At 60.9% G+C, this 21504-nt stretch carries 18 protein-coding genes and 2 pseudogenes; 17 read left to right on the top strand and 3 right to left on the bottom strand.

The window, feature by feature from the left end:
* The first annotated feature begins 42 nt into the window (after nucleotides 1-42).
* The 15 genes and pseudogenes from ACYHH6_RS10975 to ACYHH6_RS11045 all read left to right on the top strand — a co-directional run bounded on the left by ACYHH6_RS10975 (nucleotide 43) and on the right by ACYHH6_RS11045 (nucleotide 15281).
* Entirely contained in the window at nucleotides 43-312 is a 270-nt protein-coding gene (locus tag ACYHH6_RS10975) for a site-specific integrase (RefSeq protein ID WP_023806689.1), read from the top strand.
* A 257-nt stretch (nucleotides 313-569) separates the two neighbouring features.
* On the top strand, nucleotides 570-1571 hold the full coding sequence (locus ACYHH6_RS10980) for a ParA family protein (RefSeq protein WP_023711822.1): 1002 nt from the start codon (nucleotides 570-572) through the stop codon (nucleotides 1569-1571).
* Between the two features lie 337 nt (nucleotides 1572-1908).
* A pseudogene (locus tag ACYHH6_RS10985) lies at nucleotides 1909-2927 on the top strand (IS110 family RNA-guided transposase).
* Nucleotides 2928-3365: 438 nt separating this feature from the next.
* Nucleotides 3366-5396, top strand: coding sequence for a conjugal transfer protein TraG (locus ACYHH6_RS10990; protein ID WP_352590807.1), 2031 nt, complete (start codon nucleotides 3366-3368; stop codon nucleotides 5394-5396).
* Nucleotides 5397-5515: 119 nt separating this feature from the next.
* Nucleotides 5516-5929, top strand: coding sequence for a hypothetical protein (locus ACYHH6_RS10995; RefSeq protein ID WP_023711820.1), 414 nt, complete (start codon nucleotides 5516-5518; stop codon nucleotides 5927-5929).
* Entirely contained in the window at nucleotides 5926-6894 is a 969-nt protein-coding gene (trbB, locus tag ACYHH6_RS11000) for a P-type conjugative transfer ATPase TrbB (protein ID WP_023711819.1), read from the top strand. Before ACYHH6_RS10995 ends, trbB begins: the two co-directional genes overlap by 4 nt.
* Before the next feature lie 11 nt (nucleotides 6895-6905).
* Complete coding sequence (locus ACYHH6_RS11005) at nucleotides 6906-7214, top strand: TrbC/VirB2 family type IV secretion system protein (protein ID WP_023711818.1); 309 nt, start codon at nucleotides 6906-6908, stop codon at nucleotides 7212-7214.
* Complete coding sequence (locus ACYHH6_RS11010) at nucleotides 7214-7486, top strand: VirB3 family type IV secretion system protein (RefSeq protein ID WP_023689361.1); 273 nt, start codon at nucleotides 7214-7216, stop codon at nucleotides 7484-7486. Before ACYHH6_RS11005 ends, ACYHH6_RS11010 begins: the two co-directional genes overlap by 1 nt.
* Nucleotides 7480-9930: a conjugal transfer protein TrbE gene (trbE, locus tag ACYHH6_RS11015; RefSeq protein WP_023711817.1), complete on the top strand. Its 2451-nt coding sequence runs from the start codon at nucleotides 7480-7482 to the stop codon at nucleotides 9928-9930. The genes ACYHH6_RS11010 and trbE overlap by 7 nt, the downstream gene beginning before the upstream one ends.
* Nucleotides 9927-10652, top strand: coding sequence for a P-type conjugative transfer protein TrbJ (gene trbJ, locus ACYHH6_RS11020; protein ID WP_023669263.1), 726 nt, complete (start codon nucleotides 9927-9929; stop codon nucleotides 10650-10652). Before trbE ends, trbJ begins: the two co-directional genes overlap by 4 nt.
* 36 nt (nucleotides 10653-10688) lie before the next feature.
* Nucleotides 10689-12011, top strand: coding sequence for a P-type conjugative transfer protein TrbL (gene trbL / locus ACYHH6_RS11025; RefSeq protein ID WP_023776467.1), 1323 nt, complete (start codon nucleotides 10689-10691; stop codon nucleotides 12009-12011).
* Nucleotides 12012-12743, top strand: coding sequence for a conjugal transfer protein TrbF (gene trbF / locus ACYHH6_RS11030; RefSeq protein WP_023724108.1), 732 nt, complete (start codon nucleotides 12012-12014; stop codon nucleotides 12741-12743).
* A complete protein-coding gene (gene trbG, locus ACYHH6_RS11035) occupies nucleotides 12733-13761 on the top strand; it encodes a P-type conjugative transfer protein TrbG (RefSeq protein WP_352590813.1) in 1029 nt (342 codons plus the stop codon). Before trbF ends, trbG begins: the two co-directional genes overlap by 11 nt.
* A gap of 10 nt (nucleotides 13762-13771) precedes the next feature.
* Nucleotides 13772-14989, top strand: coding sequence for a TraB/TrbI/VirB10 family type IV secretion system protein (locus ACYHH6_RS11040; RefSeq protein WP_023729046.1), 1218 nt, complete (start codon nucleotides 13772-13774; stop codon nucleotides 14987-14989).
* Between the two features lie 13 nt (nucleotides 14990-15002).
* Nucleotides 15003-15281 (top strand): DUF2274 domain-containing protein, encoded by a 279-nt coding sequence (locus tag ACYHH6_RS11045; protein WP_023689356.1) that lies wholly within the window; start codon nucleotides 15003-15005, stop codon nucleotides 15279-15281.
* Nucleotides 15282-15387: 106 nt separating this feature from the next.
* On the opposite strand, the pseudogene ACYHH6_RS11050 reads toward ACYHH6_RS11045, so the two are convergent.
* From ACYHH6_RS11050 to ACYHH6_RS11060, 3 genes and pseudogenes are all read right to left on the bottom strand, one after another.
* Nucleotides 15388-15501 (bottom strand): annotated as a pseudogene (locus ACYHH6_RS11050) (MucR family transcriptional regulator); the annotation flags it as partial.
* Between the two features lie 88 nt (nucleotides 15502-15589).
* On the bottom strand, nucleotides 15590-16102 hold the full coding sequence (locus ACYHH6_RS11055) for a hypothetical protein (protein ID WP_352590817.1): 513 nt from the start codon (nucleotides 16100-16102) through the stop codon (nucleotides 15590-15592).
* On the bottom strand, nucleotides 16059-16490 hold the full coding sequence (locus ACYHH6_RS11060) for a hypothetical protein (RefSeq protein ID WP_352590820.1): 432 nt from the start codon (nucleotides 16488-16490) through the stop codon (nucleotides 16059-16061). The genes ACYHH6_RS11055 and ACYHH6_RS11060 overlap by 44 nt, the downstream gene beginning before the upstream one ends.
* 285 nt (nucleotides 16491-16775) lie before the next feature.
* Here ACYHH6_RS11060 and ACYHH6_RS11065 point away from each other — a divergent pair, with 285 nt between their 5' ends.
* Together ACYHH6_RS11065 and ACYHH6_RS11070 are read left to right on the top strand one after the other, a co-directional pair.
* A complete protein-coding gene (locus ACYHH6_RS11065; RefSeq protein WP_352590823.1) occupies nucleotides 16776-18035 on the top strand; it encodes a metallophosphoesterase family protein in 1260 nt (419 codons plus the stop codon).
* Nucleotides 18032-21421 (top strand): AAA family ATPase, encoded by a 3390-nt coding sequence (locus tag ACYHH6_RS11070; RefSeq protein WP_352590826.1) that lies wholly within the window; start codon nucleotides 18032-18034, stop codon nucleotides 21419-21421. Before ACYHH6_RS11065 ends, ACYHH6_RS11070 begins: the two co-directional genes overlap by 4 nt.
* Nucleotides 21422-21504 lie beyond the last annotated feature (83 nt).

Below are 21504 nucleotides of genomic sequence, written 5' to 3' on the forward strand. Positions count from 1 at the left end.
GCGACGTTCTCTCTCGGCCAATCAAGGCCGAGGAGAACTCACATGGGCCATTCTCAATTCGATGATGCCAGTCGCGAGCGCGCAGCTTGGAATGCCGGAAAGAGGGTCGTCACCAAGCGTCCGTTCAACCAGAAGCAGATCTGGGCAATTCGCTTTTTCCTCGATCGCAAGAGACGCGTTCGGGACCGTGCGCTATTCGATCTAGCAATCGACAGCAAGCTTCGCGGTTGTGACCTGGTCAAGATCAGGATTCGCGATGTGGTCGCCCGACCGGAGATAGGGACTCGCGCCGACACGTGGAATACCGGGTAGCTTCGACAATTGTGGGGTGGGAAGCGGACGGACAGCTCTTGAGCTGGGCATGCGACGTTTTAGCCGTTTAAGCACATCGAGGAGAACCGTAAAATTCAACGAATTGCTGGCATTCCCAATGCACGACCTTGACTGCTCTTATGCGGAGGCCTGAGGACATTCCACATTTGTACCGCAATTCGAGGAAGATTAATTTCATATCTGTGGCGAACCGACCGTGGGCCGCTTATGGTCATCACGAACAAAAGGAATTTCAAATGACTAAGAGCATTGCGATTTTCAATAACAAAGGCGGTGTCGGAAAAACGACCTACATGTATCATGTTGGGCATCTTCTCGCCGCGCGCGGGCTCACCGTCCTGATGGTCGATTGCGACAGTCAATGTAACCTGAGTGCATATTGCTTGAGCGACACTGCTATTCGACAATCGTGGGGCACGGAGGGAAACAGTATCTACCGAGCCATTGAGCGTGTCGCACGAGGCATCGGCGACATTCGCCAGAGACAGCCTAGTCCGGTTCCACACGCTCAGGGCAAGCTGTATCTCGTGCCGGGGGATCTTCGACTCAGCGATTTTGAAGACACATTGGGCGACACCTGGAGTGCTGCACGAGGTGGCAACGAGCCTGCGGTGCGAGCTCAATCTGCAATCCATCGCTACATTCAATGGGCTAGCGAGAAAGTCCGCGCAGACTTGGTGCTGTTGGATCTCGGTCCCAACCTGGGCGCGCTGAACCGAGCTGTTCTAGCCTCGGCGGATTACTTCATCACGCCTCTGGCTCCCGACCTGTTTTCCATTCAAGGAACGGAAAACCTCGGCAACAAGCTGGTCGGATGGCGGAAAGAGTGGGATCAAACTAATACCGCATGGAAGGACCCCACTCTCTCTATCCCCAAGGGGAGACCGAGCTACCTTGGCTACGTCGTTCAACAGCATAACGTACGTTCAAATGCTGTTGGGATGACGGAAGGTTGGCAAATTTACGGGAACGAACTCGAGCCTGCGATTCGCGCAAACATTATCGAAAAGCTTACTCCTCTGAATCAAGTACAGGTTTGGCACGATGATGATTATAAACTGGGTTTGATCCCAAATCTTCACAGCCTTGTTCCATATTCTATGGACGCCAAGAAGCCGATCTTCTACTGTAATTCTAGCGATGGCGTTCGCGGTGCTCATCTTGCGAAGGCTAGGGATTCGGCCGATCATTTTGCAGAGATAGTTGACACCCTCAACTCAGTTTCCGCTTGGCCTTAGAGATTGCTTGATTGACCTCATACTTCTGCATTGAATTGGGGGATGGGTATTGCTTTGGGCCGCTGCAAGAGTCGAAATATACTCCCAACAGCCGATACGATTCTCGGCCGAGATCGGTCTCGAAGTGCTCCTAACTCAGTCCACTATTGGAATCGAACGAACGGCAAGTTTCGGGCGACGACATGATCAAACCGAAGGGCTGACTTGGGGTCGGGTGCCGAACGGCGGCTTTCTGAGTTTCTCGGCCAGAACCGGACAGTCGGCAGATGATGCGGTGGACGGCTCTCCTCCCGCCCTGCGGTATGATCGTTGGGCCAGAAGCTGGAGGAGATCTATGATGGGCAACGTTACGACGATTGGTCTGGATATTGCGAAGTCAGTGTTTCAAATCCACGGGGTGGATGCGGCGAGTGAGGTTGTCGTTCGCAGGAAGCTGACGCGTGGGCGCGTGATGGCATTCTTCGAGAGCCTGCCACGTTGCCTGGTCGGTATCGAAGCCTGCAGCTCGTCGCATTATTGGGCTCGCGAGCTAATCGCACGTGGTCACGATGTGAGGTTACTGCCGGCACAATATGTGAAGCCTTATCTGAAGCGGCAGAAGAATGATGCCCCAGATGCAGAGGCGATCTGCGAGGCGGTCACTCGGCCGACCATGCGCTTCGTGCCTGCGAAATCACCCGAGCAGCAAAGTGTGATGATGGCTGCACCGGGTCCGGTTGATGCTCAACCGCCAGCGCACGCAGATATCCAACGCGTTGCGGGCACACCTATCCGAGTTCGGGATCGTAGCGCCGATCGGGCGGAATGGGATTGAGCAACTGCTCGTGGTCGTCAACGACGAGAACGAGACCAGGATACCAGCTGACGCGCGGCTATGCCTCGCTTGAGGCGCAGCTCAGGGTCGTGAAGAAACAGATCCTCGAAAACGATCGTAGGGTTCGGGCGAATGCGCGTGAGACCGAGCTTGGTCGCAGGTTGATGGAAATCCCAGGCGTCGGCCCGCTGCTGGCAAGTGCATTCGTGGCTACGGTCGCCGATGCGCATGCGTTCAAGTCGGGGCGCTGTCTATCGGCATGGATCGGACTCGTGCCGAAGCAGCACTCGAGCGGGGGGAAGGAGAGGCTCGGCAGTATCTCCAAGGCCGGCAATCGCTACTTGCGGCAGTTGCTCGTGGTGGGTGCGATGGCGGTCATCCGCTATGCCGAGCGCAACGGTACCAGGAGGCCATGGCTCGTGCAGTTGATGGCGCGGCGAACAGCCAAGGTTGCGGCGGTTGCGTTGGCCAACAAGACCGCCCGGATGGTCTGGGCACTGATGACGAACGGCGAGCGCTACAGGGAGCCGGTCATCGCATAGAACAAGATAAGGCGAGCGATCGCTGACGAGGTTGGAAAGGGCGGACAGGAGCTAATGCACAAAGCCGGTTGATACCGCCGGATCAGGAAAACCCACTGGGGCCGTGCACCTTGAGTGCGAGCTTACGATCGGGACCTGAGACGCGCGAATGGCATTATGGCCAGCGGCACATGATAGGCCGCACCTACAGGTCGGATACATGGCCGCACCAACCAGCAACGGCAACGCTCAAAGAATCCCTTGCCAACGGAGAGCCGTCCATACACGGCCCCATACAAGTCATTCGCTCGTGCCTTCGCGATGACATTTCTTGGCGCCCCCAATCTTCTAAGCCTGCAACGTTCACTGCATCGCACGGGCGCGTATATTGGGTATCTTCAATATTCTGAAACGTCACGCCATCCTGCTTCCGTTTAACAAAACTCGGAGGCTGCGCCCATGACACCGACGAAGCTCCTTGTCGGTCAGATAGTCGTTGTGTTCGCCATCGTCATTCTCGGCGTATGGACAGCGACTCAATGGTGCGCCCAAACTTTAGATTATCAGCCGCAACTCGGACCCCCATGGTTTGTCGCAGCCGGATGGCCGATCTACAAGCCGTGGCAACTGTTCGAGTGGTGGTTCCATTTCGACGCATACGCGCCCGAGGTCTTCGACACGGCCGGGATGCTTGCGGCCACCACAGGCTTCATGGGCTGCGCGGCCGCCATCGCTGGCTCCCTCTGGCGTGCGCGGCAGCGCGGCCTAGTCACCACTTATGGCTCGTCGCGATGGGCCGTGTCTTGGGAGATCGAGAAGGCAGGGCTGTTTCGACCAGCCGGTGTTTTCCTCGGCAAGCTGAAGGATCACTATCTGCGCCATGACGGGCCGGAACACGTCATGGCCTTTGCGCCGACACGTTCGGGCAAGGGCGTCGGATTGGTCGTTCCAACTCTTCTTTCCTGGACCGGCTCGGCCGTCATTCACGACATCAAGGGCGAGAACTGGCAGCTGACCTCCGGCTGGCGGTCGATGTTCTCGTACTCCCTTTTGTTCAACCCGACTGATCCAAGGTCGGCGCGGTACAACCCGCTGCTGGAAGTGCGCAGGGGCTCAGATGAGGTCCGCGACGTTCAGAACATCGCCGACATTCTCGTCGATCCGGAAGGCGCGCTGGAGCGGCGGAATCATTGGGAGAAGACTAGTCATTCACTCTTGGTCGGGGCCATCTTGCACGTGCTCTACGCCGAAGAAGAAAAGACGCTCGCCCGCGTCGCCACTTTCCTGTCGGATCCGCAACGCTCGTTTGCCACGACACTGCTGCGGATGATGACCACCAACCACCTCGGCACGGCGGACAAACCTCGGGTCCATCCCGTCGTGGCCTCGGCGGCTCGCGAGGTGCTTAACAAATCAGAGAACGAGCGCTCAGGCGTTCTCTCGACCGCCATGTCGTTTCTCGGTCTCTATCGTGATCCGACCGTGGCCGCGGCAACATCGGCCTGCGACTGGCGCATTGCGGACCTGATGGATGCCGAGCGGCCGATGTCGCTCTATCTGGTCGTGCCGCCGTCGGACATCTCGCGCACCAAGCCGCTGGTGAGACTGGTGCTCAATCAAATCGGCCGCAGGCTGACTGAGCGCCTGGAGGGTGACCCGAAGAAGAGCCGCAGGCATCAACTCCTCATGATGCTCGACGAATTCCCGGCGCTCGGACGCCTCGATTTCTTCGAGACCGCGCTTGCCTTCATGGCAGGCTACGGCATCCGCGCCTATCTGATCGCTCAATCCTTGAACCAGATCTCCAAGGCCTATGGCGAGAACAACGCCATTCTCGACAATTGCCATGTGCGGATTGCCTTTTCTTCCAATGACGAGCGCACGGCCAAACGCATCTCGGACGCGCTCGGTACAGCGACGGAACTCAGATCCATGCGCAACTATGCCGGCCATCGGCTGGCACCCTGGCTTTCGCACGTCATGGTGAGCCGCCAGGAAACTGCGCGACCGCTGTTGACACCAGGCGAGGTGATGCAATTGCCGCCTTCGGACGAGCTGGTGCTGATATCAGGATTGCCGCCGATCCGTGCGAACAAGCTCCGCTACTACGAGGACCAGAATTTCACCGAACGGGTGCTGCCGGCGCCGGTGTTGCGCGACGGTCTGTACGCGGACTGTCCTGCGTCGCGCCCCGACGATTGGAGCGGACTAGTCCGCAGTGTTGACCGCCGTCTCGCTGCAGATGACGAAAACGCCGGCGCGGCAATCGAAGAAGACGGCGGCGTGCAACAGCAGCGTCATCCCGGCCTGCCTGAAGACCACGTCGTCGTCTCTCAGGAGCCTGATCAAGACGACCTCTTCAATCTGGCGGACGATGACGCCGAGGCACTCGCAGACAAGCGCGTCATGGACCGGGTTTCCACCGCAGCCAGCGCCTACGGTATCAACGAGGGAAGGGGCGACGACAAGGACATCATCCCCGGCTTCTAAGCGCTTTCGCAGCTCAGGCGTATCTCAGCGTAGATAACGCCCATAAGCGATTTTTCAGATATCGGCGATGTTCGTTGCCGCCGCCGGCGCATCAGCGCCGGCCAGTCGGAACGAGCCCCATGAAGCCCCATCGCATTCGCCACCAGTTTCTGCTCGAACCCGCGTTAAGCGAGAAGCTGGAAACGCTGAGCCGCAACCCGTCGACCACAAAATCGGCGATCGTTGCGAAAGCGGTCGAGGCCTTCATCGAGCGGCGTGGCGAGAACGAACTCGACAATCGTTATGGCAGGCGTCTCGACCGTCTTTCTCGCGACCTCGACCATATCCGAACCGATGTCGAGGTGATCCTGGAGAGCCTCGCACTCTTCATACGCTTTTCGATTACGCTTCATTCCCACACGCCGGTCCCGGATCGGGCGACACAGGCGATTGCCCAAGAGCGCTTTGACAAATTCGTCGAGCAGGTCGGTCGCCAGATCGCCTCCGGGAAGCGCTCGCTTGGCAACGGCAATGGCAATGGAGGCGAAGGATGAGCTCTCATCCCGCAGCCGACCACCGCCGCCGCGCCATGCTGCGCACAGCCATGGGCCACGCGATCACCGAGGCCCTTGCCGATCCGACCGTCATCGAGGTGATGGTCAACCCCGACGGCGCGCTGCGGCTCGACCGGTTGGGAGAAGGCCGGGTCGATACCGGCGTGCATATGCATCCTTCCGAGGCCGAACGCATCGTCCGCCTCGTTGCCTCTCACGTGCGCGCCGAGGCGCATGCGGACAACCCAATCGTCAGTGCCGAACTACCCTCAGGCGAGCGTTTCGAGGGTCTGCTACCGCCGGTCGTGCTGGCGCCATGCTTCGCCATCCGCAAACCGGCGGCAAAACTCTACACGCTGGCCAACTACGTCGCCGATCGCGTCATGCTCCCGCTGCAGGCTGATGCCCTGAGGAAGGCAGTGCGCGAGCGGCGCAACATCCTGGTCGCCGGCGGCACATCGTCGGGCAAAACGACACTTACCAATGCTCTACTGGCAGAAGTCGCCGAATGCGATGAGCGGGTGATCCTGATTGAGGACACCCGCGAGCTGCAATGCGCGGCCAAGGACTGCGTTGCCATGAGGACGAGGCGGGGCTCCATCACACTCGCCGATCTCGTACGCTCGACCTTACGGCTGAGGCCCGACCGCATCATCGTCGGCGAAGTCAGAGGCGCGGAAGCGCTCGATTTGCTGAAGGCATGGAACACCGGACATCCCGGCGGCATTGCCACCGTTCACGCCAATTCGGCACGCTCCGCACTCTATCGTATTGAGCAGCTCGCCCAGGAAGCCGTTGTCACCGTTCCCCGCCGGCTGATCGCCGATGCCGTCGACTTGGTCATCTTTATTGCCGGAAGAGGACCCGCGCGCCGGGTTGACGCGATCGCCGAGGTCACGGGTCTCGACGGCAGTGGCGACTACGCCGTTGGCCAGCTCACTCTTCCGCAACTCCAGCAGCTTTGAAAGGTCATCTCATGCGCAAGAAAATTTGCTTTCTTTCGTCCGCCGCCGTCGCGCTTCTTCTCACGGCCCAGGCTCACGCTGCCGGCTCCGGCATGCCGTGGGAACAGCCGCTTCAGCAGATCCTGGAATCGGTGCAGGGGCCGGTGGCCAAGATCGTTGCCGTGATCATCATCATAACCACTGGCCTTACCCTTGCGTTCGGCGACACGGCGGGCGGTTTCCGCCGGCTGATCCAGATCGTCTTCGGCCTGTCGATCGCCTTCGCGGCCTCGAGCTTCTTTCTTTCCTTCTTCTCCTTTGGCGGCGGGGCAGTCGTCTGATGAGCACCGGAGAGCAGCATATCGAAGGCTTCGAGGTTCTGGTCCATCGGGCGCTCACCGAGCCGATCCTGCTCGGCGGCGCGCCGCGGGCGGTGGCGATCCTCAATGGCACGGTGGCCGCCGCCATCGGCCTAGGCCTGCAGCAGTGGATTGCCGGTCTGATCCTCTGGATCGCCGGCCACACGCTCGCGGTCTTTGCCGCACGGCGTGATCCGGATTTTGCCAGCGTGCTTGTCCGTCATCTTCGTCAAAAGGGCTGGCTTGCATGCTGAAGCTTTCCGAATACCGCGGCAAAGCCGACCGGCTTGCCGACCATCTGCCCTGGGCAGCACTCGTCGCGCCCGGCATCGTGCTCAACAAGGATGGCAGCTTCCAACGGACATTGCGGTTTCGTGGCCCCGACCTTGAAAGCGCGACGGAGGCCGAACTCATCGGCATATGCGCGCGGGCAAACAATGCGCTGAGAAGGCTCGGCTCTGGCTGGGCATTATTCTTCGAGGCCGAGCGCATCGAAGCGCTGGGCTATGCGAGCTCGGCCCTTCCCGATGCTGCCTCATGGCTGATCGATGAGGAACGGCGCGCGGCCTTCGAGGGCAAGGTCGCGCATTTCGAGAGCATCTATCATCTGACCTTGGTCTTCATGCCCGGGCCCGATGGCCAAGCGCGCGCGGAAAGTGCTCTCGTCGACTCGCATGACTTGGGAGGGGAAAGAGACTGGCGCCAGGAGCTTGCCCGGTTCCGAGACGAGACTGACCGCGTTCTCGATCTTCTTTCGGGCTTCGTGCCCGAGGTGCGCGCGCTCGACGATGCCGAGACCCTGACGTACCTGCACGGCACGATCTCGACACGCCGTCATCCGGTCGCCGTGCCGGAAACGCCAATGTATCTCGACGGCGTCCTGGTTGACGCGCCGCTGACCGGCGGCCTAGAGCCGATGCTGGGCGAGCAGCATCTGCGCACGCTCACAGTTCTCGGCTTTCCGAACGTCACCCGGCCAGGAATCCTTGATGCGCTCAATAACCAGGATTTCGCCTATCGCTGGGTGACGCGCTTCATTCCACTCGACAAGGCGGAAGCCACGAAGACGCTGACTCGGCTCCGCCGGCAGTGGTTTGCCAAGCGCAAATCGATCGCGGCTATTCTGCGCGAGGTGGTGACCAACGAACCGGTGCCTCTCGTCGACAGCGACGCCGACAACAAGGCGCTCGATGCCGATGCAGCACTGCAGGCATTGGGCGGCGATCATGTCGGCTTCGGCTATCTCACCACAACGGTGACGGTGTGGGATCAGAACCGTAAAGCCGCCGCGGAAAAGCTTCGCGCCGTCGAACGGATCGTCAACGGGCTCGGCTTCACCACCATTCGCGAAAGCATCAATGCCGTCGAAGCGTGGCTTGGTTCATTGCCGGGTCATGTCTACGCCAACGTTCGCCAGCCGCTCGTTCACACGCTTAACCTTGCCCATCTCGTGCCGCTGTCGTCCGTGTGGGCAGGTCCAGCGGAGAACGAGCACCTTGCCGAGGTCACCGGCGATCACGCTCCGCCGCTTCTTTTCGCCGAAACCAGCGGCTCGACGCCGTTTCGGCTTTCGACCCATATCGGCGATGTCGGCCACATGCTGATTGTCGGGCCGACCGGTGCCGGCAAGTCGGTTCTGCTTGCCCTGATCGCTTTGCAGTTCCGGCGCTACGCTGGCGCGCAAATCTATGTCTTCGACAAAGGCAATTCGGCCCGCGCCGCCGCGCTTGCCATGGGCGGCGACCACCATGCGTTGGGTGCGAATGGTGCGCTTGCTTTCCAGCCGCTGCGCCACATCGACGACCCGGCCACACAGAGCTGGGCGGCCGAATGGATCGCCGGCCTCATTGCCCACGAGAATGTCACCGTCACCCCGGAGGTGAAGGAGGCAATCTGGTCGGCGCTCACCAGCCTCGCCACCGCGCCGGCGCAGGAACGCACGCTGACTGGCCTGTCGGTCCTGCTTCAGTCCAATGCGCTCAAATCGGCATTGATGCCCTACACGCTCGACGGACCATTCGGCCGACTGCTCGATGCCGATGACGACCGGCTGGCCATCTCGGATGTGCAGTGTTTCGAAACCCAGGAGCTGATGCACAGCCAAGGCGCTGTGCTGCCTGTGCTCACCTATCTGTTCCATCGTCTTGAGGACCGGTTTGACGGGCGGCCGACGCTGCTCATGCTCGACGAGGCCTGGGTCTATCTCGACAACCCGCTCTTTGCCGCCCGCATCCGCGAATGGCTTAAGGTGCTGCGTAAGAAAAACGTCTCCGTCATCTTCGCGACGCAGTCGCTTGCCGACATCGCCGGCTCTTCTATCGCACCCGCAATCATCGAGAGCTGCCCGCAGCGCATTTTTCTCCCCAATGATCGTGCGGTGGAGCCGCAGGCACGGGCAGCCTATGAGCGCTTCGGTCTTAATGAGCGACAGATCGAATTGGTCGCCCGCGCCACGCCGAAGCGCCACTACTATCTGCAGTCGCGCCGCGGCAATCGCCTCTTCGAGCTCGGGCTAGGCCCGATCGCTCTTGCGCTTTGCGGCGCCTCCGACCCGGCCGCGCAGACCCTGATCGACAATATTCTTTCCGAAGAAGGGCAGGGCAGCTTTGCCGCCCGTTTCTTCAGTGCGCGCGGCCTGGATTGGGCTGCCGAGCTTCTCCAGCAATTTCCTCAACCTAACAAGGAGCAATCGTCATGATCGGACGCCGCCTTTTTACTAGCCTGGTCACCGTTTCCCTGATTGCCAAACCGATGGCTGACTACGTCCAGCCGGCCTATGCGCTCATCGTGTTTGACCCGTCCAACTATACGCAGAATGTGCTGTCGGCAGCACGCGCATTGGAGCAGATCAACAACCAAATCCAGTCGCTTCAGAACCAGGCGACCATGCTGCAGAACATGGCGCGCAACCTTCAGCGCCTGGATTTCTCTTCCGTGGGCCAGCTTACCGGCTCGCTCCAACGGATTGACGGTCTGATGACCCAGGCGAGCGGCCTGAGCTTCGATCTCGACAAGCTGCAGGACCAGTGGCGCCAGCAATATCCGGAAAGCTACGACGCCACCATCAAGGTCAGCGATGTGGCGAGCGCCGCGCGCGAGCGCTGGCAGAGCGCCATGCAGGCGTTCCGCCAGACCATGAGCGCGCAGTCGCAGATCGTCGAGAACGTGCAGGCCGATGGCGACCTGCTTACCGATCTCGTCAATCGCAGTCAGGGCGCGGCAGGTGCCCTCGAGGCAAGCCAGGCTACCAATCAGCTGATCGCGCTTTCGACCAAGCAGCAGATGCAGATCCAGACGCTGCTTGCGACCCAGTTCCGGGCCGAAGCCGAGGATGCGGCGCGCAAGGCGCAGTCTGAGGAAGCCGCTCGCGAGACGACGAAGCGTTTCCTGGGCACCGGCACGGCTTATCCCGGCAACTGAGCGGCAGTTCTTCAAGACAACGAGGAAGGCGGCGACATGAACGACCTCGGAGTCATCGATCGCTTCATGGAGACCTTTACCCGCTACATTGACAGTGGGTTCGGTCTGCTTTCGGGCGACGTCGCCTTTCTCACCACCATTCTGATCGGCATTGACATCACGCTCGCGGGCTTGGTCTGGGCGTTCGGCGGCGAGCCCAACATTCTCGGCCGGCTTGTTCGCAAAGTGCTCTATGTCGGCGCCTTCGCCTTCGTCCTGAACAATTTCAAGAACCTCGCCGACATAATTTACCGCTCCTTTGCCGGTCTCGGCATCAACGCATCGGCCGGCAACCTGTCCGCCGACAGTCTCCTGCGGCCAGGCCGCATTGCCGCGGCCGGCTTCGAGGGCGCCTGGCCGCTCCTCAATCAAGCGAGCCAGCTAGTAGGCTTCCCCGAGATCTTCGGTAACGCGCTCACCATCTTCGTGCTGCTTCTGGCCTGGTTCCTGGTCCTCATCGCCTTCTTCATTCTTTCCATCCAGCTCTTCATCACCATCCTCGAGTTCAAGCTCACCACGCTGGCCGGCTTCGTCCTGGTGCCCTTCGCGCTCTGGAACCGTTCGGCGTTTCTGGCCGAGCGCGTGCTCGGCAATGTGATTTCGTCGGGCATCAAGGTGATGGTGCTTGCCGTCATCGTCGGCATCGGCTCCACGCTCTTTGGCGAGTTCGCTTCCGCCCTGCAGGGCCAGGAGCCGGACCTGGCGGCGGCAATGTCTCAGGTGCTGGGTGCGCTGGCGCTGCTTGGGCTCGGCATTTTCGGCCCCGGGATTGCCTCGGGTCTTGTTTCCGGCGCGCCGCAGCTTGGCGCCGGCGCGGCACTTGGAACAACGGCGGCCGCAGCTGGATCAACGCTCGTTGCCGGAGGCGCTGCGTTTGCCGGCGCGCGCATGGCAACAGGCGGCGGCCTCGCCGCAGTCCGTGCCGGCGCCGCCATGGGGTCCGCTGCCACCGTCGCTTGGCAAACGGGGCGCGCGACATCGCCCGAGTCCGGGCTGTCCGGGGTAGCTGCTGGGCTGCATGGGGTTGCGAGTGCCGCTAGCGGCGCCGCGATGCGGGGAATGCGATCCGCAGCAGAACCATTCCGCCGTAGTGCCGACGCCGGTCGCGATGCCGGCTGGACCGCGACCGGCGGCATGCCGACCGCGTCAAAGACAGGAACCTCGCCCGCTGCAGCCTCTGACCCCGCGCCGGTCTGGGCAAGGCGTCTGCGTTCCGAACAGACCGCACGCGCCCATCGCAATGCTGCCACGCAGGCGGTGCGCGATGGAGATCGGGGCGGAAGCGGCGCCAATCCCTCCCTCAATGACAAGGAAGACTAGATGCTCTTCAAGCGACCCGTTCAGCGTTATGGAAAGACGCCCGAACCCGTAACACCCTACCAGAAGGCCAGCCAACTCTGGGATGAGCGCATCGGCACGGCGCGCGTCCAGGCCAAGAACTGGCGCTTCATGGCCTTTGGCTGCCTGGCTCTGACGACGGGGCTTTCCGGTGGGCTTCTGTGGCAGTCGATGCAGGGCCGCGTCGTGCCTTATGTCGTCGAGGTCGACCGCTTTGGCGAGGCGCACGCGGTCGCGCCGGCAGTCCAAAACTACCAGCCCGACGATGCCCAGATCGCCTGGCATCTCAGCCGCTTCATCCAGAATGTCCGTTCGGTTTCCACCGATGCGGTTCTGGTGCGGCAGAATTGGCTGTCGGCCTACGACTTTGCCACCGACCGAGCGGCGCTCTTCCTCAACGAATATGCCAAGGCGAACGACCCTTTCGGCCAAATCGGCACGCGCAGCGTGTCAGTGCAGGTGACCAGCGTGGTCAGGGCTTCCGACAGCTCGTTCCAGGTCAAATGGACCGAGCAGGTGTTCGAGCGCGGCAGCCTCGCCAGCACGACGCGCTGGATCGGGATCCTCACCATCCTCATCCGCCCGCCTAGGACAACCGAGCAGCTGCGCAAGAACCCGCTCGGCGTCTTCATCAACGCCATCGACTGGTCGCGCGAGCTCGACAGCGCCGCGCCAACCCCCGTTTCCCCTAAGGAGCCCGCCAATGACAAATAGAGCCCCATTGCTTCGTGCTGCCTTGATCCTGTCGGCGTCTGCTGCGGTTCTTTCGGCCTGTGCCTCGAAGCCAGTGCCGCCGCCTCAGATTTCCTATGACCACGAGGACTTCAAACCAGCCGCGATCGAGAAGGCGCCGGAGAAGCCGGTCAAGGTCGTGGAAGTGCCGAAACCGTTACCGTTGCCTGGTCAGTTGATGCCCGCACCCGGCAAGCCCGGCCCAGATAAGCGCTCGCCGGAAGAACAGGTCGCCGATGCCAACAAGGCGGCGACGCAACAACCCACCAAGTTTGGCTATGTCAATGCGGTGCAGGTTTACCCCTTTGCCGACGGCGCGCTCTACCAGCTCTACGCCGCGCCGGAGCGCGTCACCGATATCTCATTGCAGCGGGGCGAGAAGCTGACCTCGGTCTCAGCCGGCGATACGGTCCGTTGGGTGATCGGTGACACCGTTAGTGGCTCAGGCGATGACCAGCGCACTCATGTGCTGGTGAAGCCATTCGCGCCGGGGCTTGCCACCAATCTGGTCATCACGACGGACAGGCGATCCTATCACCTGCAGCTTCAAAGCACTGAGAAAACTGCCATGGCGGCGCTCTCCTGGATTTACAGCGAAGACCAACTCGTGGCGCTTCGGCGGCGCAATGCTCAGGCAGAGGCTGAAATGCCCGCGGCCTCGAACGTAGCACTCGAAAACATCCGCTTCCGCTATTCGATCACCGGCGACACGCCGCCGTGGAGACCGACGCGCGCCTTCGATGATGGCAGCAAGGTCTACATAGAGTTCCCGAAGCGCATTGATCAGGGCGAGGCGCCACCGCTCTTCATCGTCGGTGCTGACGGGGACAACCAGCTCGTCAACTATCGGATGCACGGCAACTACTACATCGTCGAGCGCCTCTTTGCCGCGGCTGAACTCCGTCTCGGCGCCAAGCAGCAGCAGGTGGTGCGCATCACCAGGACCGACGGACGGCAACTGCCGCGGCGGATATCGCTCTTTTCGCGTTTTGGCAGGTGAGGGGAGGCTCATGACCGACACGTCCCGCCCAAATGTTCCGCCCAAACTCGATCCCGAACAGCTGCAGCTGCGGGCCTCACCGCGCCGGGCCGTGCGCTTCAAGCGCGGCATAATCGTCGCGATCGCAGCTGTTGGCTCCGCCACCATCTTTGGCGTCACGATGATGGCGCTGCAGGGGCCGGCACTGCGCCTGAAGCAGCAGGCTGAAGAGCTTTACAGCACCGACCGCAACCCGACCGCCGAGGGACTTGAATCGCTGCCCAAGGACTATTCCGGGAGCAAGCCGAAGGCTCCGGTGCTTGGACCGCCGCTGCCCGGGGATCTCGGCCGTCCTATTCTCGAGCACCAGCGCCAGCTTGGCATCGCACCTGGGCAAGACGTTTCCGCCGAGGCGCAGCGGCTTGCACAACAAGCGATTGAGGCGCGCGAGTCGCAAGTCCTCTTCCGCATCGAAAACCGGCCCCAGCAGACGGAAGCTTTTGGCAATGGGCAGGGCGGACGTTCGCCTTTCGAGACGGCGTCTCCGCAGCCAGATACCGAAGGCCAGCGAGCTTCCGTCGCGCCGGCCGAGGGCGACCAGAACAATCAACAGCGCAAGCTCGATTTCATCGATCAACGGAACACCGGCGGGATCTACAACCCGCATGCACTGCAGACGCCGGCTTCGCCCTATCAGATCATGGCCGGTAGCGTGATCGCTGCAAGCCTGATCACCGGCATCAATTCCGATCTGCCCGGCCTTGTCGTCGCCCAGATCACCGAGAATGTGCACGACAGCGTCACCGGCAGCATCCTGCTCATCCCGCAGGGCTCACGGCTGATCGGCACCTACGACAGCGTTGTAGCCTTTGGGCAAAGGCGCGCTCTGTTGGTGTGGCAACGCATCGTGATGCCGGACGGCTCCTCTACCGAAATCGACAATCTGCCCGTGACCGACGCGGCCGGCTATGCCGGGCTCGAGGACAAGGTGGATTTCCATACTTGGCAGTTGATCAAGGGCGTCGCGGTGGCCACATTGCTGGGGGTTGGTACCGAGTTGAGCTTTGGGGAAAATGAAAGCGACTTGGTCAAGGCAATTCGTGAATCCACCCAGCAGAACGTCAGTCAAGCGGGCCAACGGATCACTGAAAAGAACCTGAACGTCCAACCCACGATCACCGTGCGCCCTGGTTGGCCGTTGCGCGTCATCGTGCACAAGGACCTCGTGTTGCGGCCATACACGGGGTGAACAGGAGGACTTCATGGCTAACCTGAAACTCGGAAAACTTCCGGACCGGACACCTTCGAAGATCACCATCACCGTTGGCGCCGACTTGAGCCAAGCACTCAACGACTATGCCGCTCTTTACCGTGAGACCTATGGCGAGTCCGAAACGGTGGCGGAACTGATCCCCTTTATGCTGGTCGGGTTCCTGGAAGGCGACCGGGCGTTTGCCAAGGCCAGAAAGGAAGGTCTGCCGGGCGCCGGCGCGTCGGAGAAACCACGAAGGCAATCATCTTCCACACTGGACAACGGTTAGCGCTTGGTGTCGTTTTGGAGCACGCTAGGTTCTTGATCCTGACCGCGTTGCCGCCGGTCCGAGCGAGCGTTTCGCATCATTTGAGATCAGGCTTTCGCTTTACGCTTTAGGTAGGTTTCTTGGCCGGAGCAGCCTTCCTTCCCAAACCTAACGATTTTGCCAGCGCTGATCGGGCGGCCGAATAGTTCGGAGCGACCATGGGATAGTCCTTCGGGTTGCCGCTACTTTCTTGGCAGTGTCGTTGAATTCCCTAAGTAGGCTTTTTGCCCCATCCCGCTCAGTCTGCGAAAGACCTGCGCGTACCTGCTTTAACGTCGAATGCTCTCCTCCGGCGAGGTGGACTGCAATTCCAACGTCAAACGCTGGATTTCCTCAAGTCGGGCATCTTCGTCCTTGCCGTACTCGGCTAGCTTCCGTAGAGCCACCAGGTCGGTCTTTGGCCCCAGTGCAGCAACCGCCGCCGAAGCGGCCGTTACGTTTCCGATGAAAGCGTTTACGAAGCGATTTTGCTTTGGTCGCACATCCAGGGCGGCGGCCAGCTTCTGAGCCAACAGACCATACACCCTTGCCATCTCGGGAAATACGTCAAAACCTGCCGGCTTGAAGCCAAGAGGTCCCGAGTCGGACAAATGCTTTCCCGCCACCGAACTGTCGAAAACTGCAAAAGACCTCTTCAGCTCGGCATGCTCCGTCGTTCCATCGAAGACGAGTGGGATTTCGTTGCCAGCGTGATCGACCAAGACAATGGTGGCCGAGGCTTTTCTTGGAGCGGTATCATCATAAATGTCGGGAATGAAGCCGAGTTCTGCTGAAACACACATTCGTCAGGATGCGCGCAAAGCCGCTTTTTCCAGCACCATTTCCACCATAGATGAGCGTCAGTTGGGGCGAAAAAACCAGCTCGGCGGATGGGGTCAGCGCATTTACGCCGCTGACGTCACGAATTCGCAAGTTTTGGGAGGCTAGCCCGCTCGCTTTGCCGGTTATTGTTGTTGGAATCTCAAGCTTTGGGCTTGGTTCGTTCCCAAGTCCGAACCCATGCAGGAACACGCTATAGACCTGCTCGATCTGCTCAGCTGTAAGAACGCCATAACGCACCGCCCAAGCAAGTGTCAGCTTTTGCCAGGGCGAGAAATCCTTCGCCCAAATCTCCAGCTCATCCCAAACCGTCACCTGAGACGGCGGTGGTGCTTGCACGTCCTCTGTCAATTTGTCTCCCCCGATCAACCGTCATTCCGATAAGTAATCGGGTACAAAGTCAATCTCCAACAAGCCAGACGATAATATTTCCTGTGCCCAACACTTGAGCGCCTAGTACATGCCGACTGTCATTTTGTGATACCTGAACCTAAGTCTCATGTCTTGCCCTTGCCAAGCTCGGCTGAGTTTCAGCAATCACACCCCAACGCGGTAGAAAGCCAACTCAGCGTGATGTGAAATTCTCCTACCTTGCCGCGATTGAACATCGGTATGTTCGTGGGCGGAGACTTCTCGATGGCATTCCGATTCGTTCACACCGCCGACATCCATCTCGACTCGCCACTGCGTTCGCTGGCGATGCGAAACGGCGACCTTGCCGAACTCGTCGGAGACGCCAGTCGCCAGGCGTTTGTCTCGATCGTCGATCTCTGCCTTGCGGAACGTGTCGATGCCTTGGTCATTGCCGGCGATCTCTATGATGGCGATCAGACGTCGATGAAAACCGCCCGCTTCCTGGCCACACAGATGACACGACTTCACCAGGCCGGCATCAAGGTTTTCAAGATCCGTGGCAATCATGACGCGCTATCGCGGATATCGAGACAGCTCGTGTTCCCGGACACGGTCACGATCTTCGGTGGCCGTCCCCAGTCAGTGCAGCAGACAGCTGGCGGGCTCGACGTCATGTTCCATGGCTTGAGCTTTGCCAGCCCCAAGGCACCGGACAGCCTGCTTCCCAAGTATCCAGCTCCGCGTGAAGGTGCGGTCAATGTCGGCATCATGCATACGAGCCTGGCCGGATCGCCCGGCCACAACGTCTACGCACCCTGCAACGTCGCCGACCTGCACAGTCATGGCTTCGAGTACTGGGCGCTCGGGCACATCCATGTCCGCCAAGTCCATCCTGGGGTAAGCACCGTGGTGATGCCAGGAATTCCGCAGGGCAGGGACATCAACGAGGCCGGAGAGAAATCCGTCACCCTGGTGACGATACGTGACGACCGCACCATTGAGATCGAAGAACGGCTGACCAGTATCGCGCAATTCGAACGGGTGAGCATCGACCTGACCGGGATGGTGGAATGGTCTGAACTCGTCGAGCATGTCCGCTCCACGCTCGAAAGTTTGCGTGCCTCCGTCAGGTCCCGTCATGCTGTGGTCCGTCTCGGCCTGACCGGGGCGTCACCTCTATCCTGGGCGCTGATCCGTGACCGCGACCTGCTGCTCGCAGAAGCCGAGCAGGTCGCGGAACAGACGGGAGACACCTGGGTGGAGAAGCTCGAGCTTAACGTTGCTCCATCCGCAGCCGAAACATCCGAGGGCGTCGCCGATCCGATTTTCGAACTGGCTCAATCCATGCGCACCGATGCCAGCTCGGAAGCTTTCCGTGCCGAGGCGAGGGCGTTGGTCCAAAAGATGATCGCGGATCTTCCGCCGGACGGGCGCGATTTCGCGGGTAAGGACGAGGCTGAGTTGGAGTTGTTCCTCGACAGGGTGCTTGCCAACGGCGCCGACCTGGTCACCGCCCGCCTCAAGGCCGGTGGATCACAATGAGGCTCCGGCGACTTGATCTCATCCGTTATGGCAAGTTCACCGACAGAGCGATCAACTTCGGGCCGAAACCGGAATCCGGTCCCGACCTGCATATCGTCTTCGGCCTGAACGAGGCCGGCAAGTCGACCGCGCTTTCCGGCTATCTCGATCTGCTGTTCGGCATCGAGGAACGCAGCCGTTACAATTTCCTGCATGAATACAGCGCAATGCGCATCGGCGGGGTGCTCGAACTCGGCGGCGCGGAGCACACGTTCACACGCACGAAACAGCGCACCAACTCATTGTTGAACGCGAATGGCCAACCAGTCAGCGAAATGGCGATATCAGCACATCTCGCCGGGCTATCTCGCTATGCATACGAGACCATGTTCTCGTTGGACGACGAAACGCTGGAAGCAGGTGGAAAATCAATCCTGGAATCGCGCGGCGACTTGGGCAAGCTGCTGTTCACGGCCAGCGCCGGCCTCGGGCACGCAAGCGATACACTGAGCGTGCTCGAGGCCGAAGCAGACAGGCTCTATCGCAAGCAGGCACACGGAACCGAGCTTGCGCTGCTCAAGAAGCGGTTTGCCGAACTGAAGTCCAGGAAGGAGGCGATGGACACCTTGGCGTCGACATTCGAAGCTCTCGAGACAGAGCGTCTGGACGCGACAGAAAAATACAACCGCAGCATCGCCGAACGGTCGGTGCTGTCGGCTCGGCTCGATATCATCGCGAAGTATCTTCGCGCGATCCCGATCCTTGCTGATATCCGACGTAAGGAAGCCCAACTAGCCGAGTTGCCTGAGATCGCTTCCCCGTTTCGGACCTGGACGGGCAGCATCGCGGATATGATCGAGACCGACGCCAGTCTGAGAACGCGGCTATCCGCGAGTGGGGACGAGCTCGAGCGGGTGACGACGAAAATCGCCTCGGTCGATGTGGACGCGGTGATCCTTGCGATCTCCGAACGGGTTCGCGGCCTGGCCGACCGCAAGGTGCGCCACGTCTCGGCCGGCCTCGACCTGCCAAGTCGCAGGACGGAGCTGCAAATCCTCGACAATGCCATGGCGACCTGCCTTGCCGCTCTTGGCAGGTCCTCCGAGCCACACCCTGCCAACCTGCTCTTGCCTGCTGCAACCATTGGCGCGGTGCGCACTATGGTCGACCAGCGATCCGGGATCGTTACCAGCGTGCGCGTCGCGCGCGAGGAGGCTGCGGCCGCTGCTGATGCGCTCCAGGCGGCACGCGAGCGGGTCGGCGAAGAGCGGGCGGTGCCCGAGCCTGCCAGGGCGAGGCTGGTTTCGGCTTTGTCTACGGCAAAGGCCAGCGGGTACATGAGAGAGACCAAGGCGGCACGCGAGGCCGCGGATGCCGGTGCAATCCGATGGCAGGCCGCGATCGCGCGTTTGCACCCCTGGTCGGGCGATGCTCAGGCAGTGGCCAGGGTCGCCATTCCCAGTGCTTCGCAGCTTGGCGCATGGAAGGCGCTGGCAGCGGAGCTGGGGAAGGGCAGGGGCGTCCTTTCCGATCGTCTTGCCGAGCACCAGGGCAATTACGAGTTGCTTTCGGCGCGGCTGGAAGCCCTTCGTGCCTCCGTCGATGTCACCGACGATGATACGGCCGACGTTATTCGGCGTGCCCGCGACGAGGCCTGGGCAAGGCATCGCAATGACCTGACTGGGGAAACGGCGGATGATTTCGCGGCAACGCTGGCCCGAGACGACAGTGTCGGCGCAGGCCGTTTGGCCAACGCCCGGGAACTGGTCGAGATTCGCACGACAAACCGCAACCTCGCAGAAACCGCGGCCACCATCGCGCATGCGCGCGACCAACTTGCCGGCAACGGCTCAGATCGGGAGACTTTGCTCCTGGAAATACGCACGGCTGCCAGAGAGCTGCTCGGACCGTGCCAGGAAACATCCCCCGACCAGCTGATCGAACTGATCGAGGATCGCATTGCTGCCCGGATCGATGCGCTCGCGGCCTGGGAGGAGATCGAGCTTTCCCGCAAGAAGACCGAGCGCTCGGTTGATGAGGAAGGGCGAATACGCCTGGAGCTGAGCGGTGCGCTGGCGAGTGTCGGCGTCGGTTCAGATCTTGGTGACAGCCTGGAGACGGTCATGGCCGTGGCAGAGCTGTTCCTTGAAAGGCAATTCAAAGTGGACGCTGAGCGCACCGAGGCGCTCAAGACCGTTAGCGCAAGGCAAGATGACTTGGCCGCCAGACGCCGAGCCATCGAAGTCGCTGAGCGGCGAGAGGAGGAATGGCTAACCGGCGTTGCCGAAGCGCTCAAGGGGACATGGCTCGAGAGCGGCATCTCGGCGCCCGGCGTCGGCGGCGTCCTCGATCAATTGGCTGAACTGTCCAAATGTCTTCAAGACCGCGGCGCCATGCAACTCCGTATCGAGAAGATGGAGGCCGACAGGAACAATTTCCTGGTCGACGTTACCGCCGTTGCAGCCGAAGCGGACGAGGCGGCCGACGACGACGAACCGGAACAGCTGGCGATTCGACTTGCCGAGCGCCTGGAGCGCGCCGAGCGCATGCGCGAGGCCAAGGCAAGCCTCGTCATTGACCTGCAGCGCTTGGAGGATGGGCGTGAGATCCTCGATGCCGAGATTTCGGCGCATGAGCGCCGCAAGAACGAGGTCCTGAGCGTCTTTGGCGTGGCCACACTGGCGGAGGTCGTGCAACGCGACGAACTGCTGCGCGACAGGGATCGCCTGCGCACTGCCGTGGCCGAGCTTGAGGAACAGGTTTCGTCCGAGCTCGCGGTGGAAGGCTTCGAGCAGGCGCGTTCGATATTGGATGCCGTCGATCTCGACAGTCTCGCAATCGAGAAGGCTGAGGCCGAGCAACGGCTTCGCGCTTCTGACGAGGCAATACAGCATCAGCTCATTCGGCAGTCGCGCGCGACCGACAAGCTGGACGCTATTGGCGGCGATAGTGCTGTTGCCCGCTTAGATGCCGAACCGCGCACCGTCCTTCTGGAAATCGAGGAAAAGGCCGTCCGCTATATCGAGCTGAAATTGGGAATAATGTCGGCTGGCAATGCTTTGCGCGTCTACCGTGAGCGTCATCGCTCTGGGATGATGGAGCGCGCGTCGGACGCATTCGCCCTCATGACGCGCGGCCAGTACTCTGGCCTGACAACGCAACCCGTGAAGGGGGAGAAGTGCTCATCGCATTGCAGCGGGACGGGCAGTCCAAGGTCGCGGACGCGCTGTCGAAGGGCGCGCGTTTTCAGCTTTATCTGGCCCTGCGGCTTGCAGGATATTACGAGTTCGCTCAGTTTCGGCCCTCCGTGCCCTTCATTGCCGACGACATCATGGAAACCTTCGACCATTTCCGGTCAGAGGAGGTTTTCCGGTTGTTTGGAGAGATGGCGAGTGCCGGTCAGGTAATCTACCTCACGCATCATCAGCACCTGTGCGAGATCGCCAAGACTGTTGTGCCTGGCGTAGCGATTCATAATCTCGGATGAGAT

This window comes from Mesorhizobium sp. P171375 (genome assembly GCF_057786075.1).